At 45.2% G+C, this 4,333-nt stretch carries 6 protein-coding genes; 1 reads left to right on the forward strand and 5 read right to left on the reverse strand.

Going from position 1 to position 4,333, the window contains the following annotated elements; genetic code table 11:
- Nucleotides 1-223: 223 nt before the first annotated feature.
- The 5 genes from MJ770_RS09585 to MJ770_RS09605 form a co-directional block, all read right to left on the reverse strand.
- Nucleotides 224-364, reverse strand: coding sequence for a DUF2796 domain-containing protein (locus MJ770_RS09585; RefSeq protein WP_239253350.1), 141 nt, complete (start codon nucleotides 362-364; stop codon nucleotides 224-226).
- A 23-nt stretch (nucleotides 365-387) separates the two neighbouring features.
- A complete protein-coding gene (locus MJ770_RS09590; RefSeq protein ID WP_239253351.1) occupies nucleotides 388-1,044 on the reverse strand; it encodes a DUF1826 domain-containing protein in 657 nt (218 codons plus the stop codon).
- Nucleotides 1,041-2,264 (reverse strand): zinc metallochaperone GTPase ZigA, encoded by a 1,224-nt coding sequence (gene zigA / locus MJ770_RS09595; RefSeq protein WP_239253352.1) that lies wholly within the window; start codon nucleotides 2,262-2,264, stop codon nucleotides 1,041-1,043. Before zigA ends, MJ770_RS09590 begins: the two co-directional genes overlap by 4 nt.
- Before the next feature lie 145 nt (nucleotides 2,265-2,409).
- On the reverse strand, nucleotides 2,410-3,150 hold the full coding sequence (locus MJ770_RS09600; RefSeq protein ID WP_239253353.1) for a ZIP family metal transporter: 741 nt from the start codon (nucleotides 3,148-3,150) through the stop codon (nucleotides 2,410-2,412).
- A 283-nt stretch (nucleotides 3,151-3,433) separates the two neighbouring features.
- The gene (locus MJ770_RS09605) at nucleotides 3,434-3,853 is read right to left on the reverse strand and encodes a Fur family transcriptional regulator (RefSeq protein WP_239253356.1); all 420 of its coding nucleotides are present in this window, start codon (nucleotides 3,851-3,853) and stop codon (nucleotides 3,434-3,436) included.
- Between the two features lie 262 nt (nucleotides 3,854-4,115).
- Between MJ770_RS09605 and MJ770_RS09610 the strand changes: the two genes are divergently transcribed.
- The coding region (locus tag MJ770_RS09610; RefSeq protein ID WP_239253357.1) for a helix-turn-helix domain-containing protein at nucleotides 4,116-4,333 on the forward strand (218 nt) is incomplete at its 3' end.

Below are 4,333 nucleotides of genomic sequence, written 5' to 3' on the forward strand. Positions count from 1 at the left end.
ATCATGCTCCGCAAGTACATGACTTAGAGCATGCATCGCCCCGCCTTGCTGTGCACAAAGCAGCAACAAGGTAATCAGTAGCGGGAATAGGGTACGGGATAATCGCATAACTGTGGCAATCAACGCCTGTTACTGTGATCAATCGGCGACTTGTAATACTCAATCAAGTCAGCCTTGATCTGATAACTGGCGAAACCCATAGAAATATTTGAGAAAACTGTTTTCAAGGTACTACTGGATGCAGCGAACTGTCGTCCAAAGCAAGCTGCAGGGTGGCCACACCGTGCACATGTGCTCCCGCTGCCATGGTGGGCAACGGCGCAAATAGTATAAGAAGCAGCAAGAAAAACTTGCAATTGATCATAACCGATCTCCTTTCAAATATATTTACCAAAGTGCATCCAAGGCAAGCAACACCCTGGGTGCTTTGTTTGAAGGGACAATGGGTGAGCGATGAATGATGCCACTGCCCTCATTACCCTGCCATTGAGAACCCTTGAGCAAAACAATGGCATAGGGTGTAGCACGATGAATACCGGCCGGGTTCAGGATAACCCCGGAATTCTCGTCTGAAACATCAGGGAGAGCGGGCCCCAATTTGCTGCGATCTGCGCAGGCATCCTCTAGCCATTCGGTAGCTGGGCCGCGATAAGTGCACAGCAAGCGAATACCGACGTGATCGACATGGAAGCGCGGACACATGGCACGATTCATCACTTCCAGCCTCAATCCAACAGACGGACAATCCAGCAGGTCGGTATATATCTCCACGAGCTGATTGAGGTCAGCGGCAAAGGCCTCCTGCCCCGTATGCGCTGGTAGTAAGTGATGCGGAACAGTTGCCCCCGACTTCAGAACATGACGAAAACCACCGCCCATTTGGAGTGCTGCAACGGCAAGATAGTCGTCGATAACTGAATCAGGGTTCCGTTTAACCATCACAACCTGTGTTTCTGGTTCAAAAATGTCAGTCAGCCAAAGCAGTTCGCTTGATGGCTCCATTGCTGGCAATTGCGGTGATCGGTATTGGATAGCGACACTCATTGCGCTTCTCCCGGGAATTTATGATCCATGTTTGTGTCCCAATGCGGGAACGGATCAGGCAAGGTATGCCACGTCTCTTTGCCCTGTTCAATTTCATAATCCGTCAGTAAGCAGGCATTTAGTGAATTACTTATTCTGTGTTTATTCATATCGATGCCTATAAACACCAATTCTTGACGACGATCGCCGAAATCGGTGTTCCAGTTTGCTTTAATCTGGGCAAGACTTTCCTGATCATCAGGCCATTGGGAGGTATCCACTACAGCCCACCACAAGCCGGCATGACCATGGCGACAGGCGCCACCGGCCTGTGACCAGCTACCCGCAAAATCGAAACGAGAGGCCAACCAGAAATACCCTTTCGAGCGCAGTACGCCTTTCCATTCACTGTGAATCAATTTCCAGAACCGTTCAGGATGAAATGGACGGGAGGCACGATAAACAAAACTTTTGATACCGTATTGAACACTTTCCGGTAGATGTTCTCCACGCAACTCTTTTAACCAGCCGGGAGCTTGCTCGGCTTGATCAAAATCGAATAATCCGGTGTTCATGATAATGTCCATCGGTACGCAACCAAACTCTGAAACTACAATTTTAGCGCGTGGATTAAGGCTAGCCAAAATATGATGGAGCCAATCGAGATAATCACTGCTAACCAGATCTGCCTTATTGATGACAATCACATCGCAAAACTCTACTTGATCAACCAGCAAATCAACCACAGTGCGGTCATCATCTTTACCCAGATTTTCACCGCGTTCAATTATGGAATCAGAGGATTGGTAATCACGAAAAAAATTAAAGGCATCGACTACTGTAACCATCGTATCCAACCGTGCCACATCGGATAAACTGCGGCCTTGCTCATCCGCGAATGTAAACGTCTCTGCAATTGGCAGAGGTTCAGAAATCCCCGTCGATTCGATCAACAAGTAATCAAACCGGTCTTCTTTCGCCAGCCGGTTTATTTCCAGCAATAAATCTTCGCGCAAAGTGCAACAAATACATCCATTGGTCATTTCGACTAACTTTTCCTCGGCACGCGACAATTGAGCATCTCCTTGACGTACTAATTGGGCGTCAATGTTAATCTCCGACATATCATTAACAATCACGGCTACGCGTTTCCCTTCGCGGTTGTTCAATACGTGATTAAGCAAGGTTGTTTTGCCAGCACCTAAAAAACCGGACAGAACTGTTACAGGAAGATTTCGCATGGATTTGCCTATAATATTTGTTGAATATCGGTTATTAAAATGTTTGTTTTCACCATTCTTGCCATATTGTTATCGTGCTGGATCTGTTGAAAATATACTTGTTCCCAAGCAATCAATTTCAGGAAGCTTACTGGTTCGCTTTTCATCAATGTAGCAAATGAGCCAGCTTTGCAGTACCTGCACCAAGCAACATCAGCATGAATTGGGTTAACGTATCGTGTGGTTTGTATTGACGGTGAAGCTGGGGTACTAAGTCGGCAACTGAAATGTAAATAAAACTGGCTGATACCAGAATCAGCATGTAAGGGATTGCAATCTGTAGGTGACCTAGCGCCAGCCAACCAAGCACACCACCTAAAGTCATGGCGACTCCAGATAAAGCATTCAACGCAAGTGCACGAAATTTGGGCACCCCCGCCCCAAGCATGATCATGAAATCCGATATTTCTTGCGGAATTTCATGCACCAATATGGCCAATGCTGTTACCCATCCAAGCTTAGGGTCAGCAAGAAAAGCAGCTGCAATCAGAATACCGTCCACGAAATTATGCAGGCTGTCCCCCACGATAATCATTGCAACTTGTGGATGATTTGAAACTTGCCCATTTGTTGCAGAATGGTCATGACGCCACAATGCCGCTTTTTCCAACAGAAAAAATCCAGCCAGACCACCTAACAGTATCCACCCGGCCTGCTCCATATCCAAGCCGAGTTCTATTGCTTCCGGCAACATTTCGGTTAAAGAAAAGGCTAGCATGACTCCCACGGAATAAGCCACCATCTTGTCAGCAAAGCGGGCCAACATGGAGAGGGAAAGTGTTGCCGCTAGCAGAACTGAAACAACGCCGCCTACTAGTGTCGCTAAAATTATTGATAACAAAATCATGATTATTAAATTAAGGTCCAATGTATTGCGGTTATACATCTGCAGATCGCACATAGCATGACCAGAAAGCACTGCTTAATATATTTAAAATATTTTTTGAATTTAATTACAGTATGTAGATAACCAGAAAAATAAATATTTTTAGGCTTTTTCATTTAAATAAACAAACGGGCTTTAAGGTTTATGCGCGCAACCAAAAATGCAATAATGTTGCATTATAACCGCGAAAAATAAAATCATGCAACATAGTTGCATGATTTTATTTTATTGACGTCAGATAGAGTTACCGGAATACAGGACGACTGCAATTGTTGCAGACGCCCTTGATATTGAGTTCAATTGACTCAACCGTAAAATGCTTAGGTAAATTGGTTAGCTCTGGTTCTATTTCTGTTAGGCAGCAAATCTTTCCACACGCCCTACATTGAAAATGTGCATGCCGGTGAGTCGTATCAGGGTGCGTAGCCTGAAATCGGCACGCTCGGCCGGTACCAGCAACTTTATGAGCCAATCCATGAATAACAAGCCAATCTAGCACCCGATAAACAGTGACCCGATCAAACTCACCCAGCGCTTTAAGTCTTTCAAGAATTTCCGGATGAGCAAGAGCAGTTCCTGCATTCCACAAAACACCAAGTACAGCAGTTCTCACAGCCGTAGGACGCTCACCGATTTCAAGTATTATCTGATCAACTTTATTCATAATATTTATCTTAAGGAAACGCTGAACAATTCACCGCATAACCGATCTAGGTGCTTAGTTACCGGATGCGGGGGGAATCCTGCGATTTTCAGCCTGATACGCAGTATTTTTATACTATTCTCCCAATTTTTCGTTTTTAGTGCGCAACTTGACTGTCTGAATAACAGAGGCATCAGCGTGCCAGCACCAAATTAGCAAAGCCAAACGCGTAAATTGCTGAGCGGTGTTTTTAGGCAGCCCTTTGTAGAGAATGGTAACGCTCATGTTTCATACTAACAACCCAATCATTAAACATAAAGCTGGATTGCTCAATCTTGTTTCAGAGCTTCAAAACGTCTCCAAAGCCTGCAAGATTATGGGCGTATCAAGCGACACGTTTTATCGCTATCAAGAACTCGTTGAAACCGATGGTTTAGAAGGACTTTTCAATCGCGAGCGCCGCGTACCTAATCTCAAGAATCGTGTTGACGAACATACAGA

The sequence above is a fragment of the Candidatus Nitrotoga sp. M5 genome (assembly GCF_927904885.1).
Classification (GTDB): Bacteria; Pseudomonadota; Gammaproteobacteria; order Burkholderiales; family Gallionellaceae; genus Nitrotoga.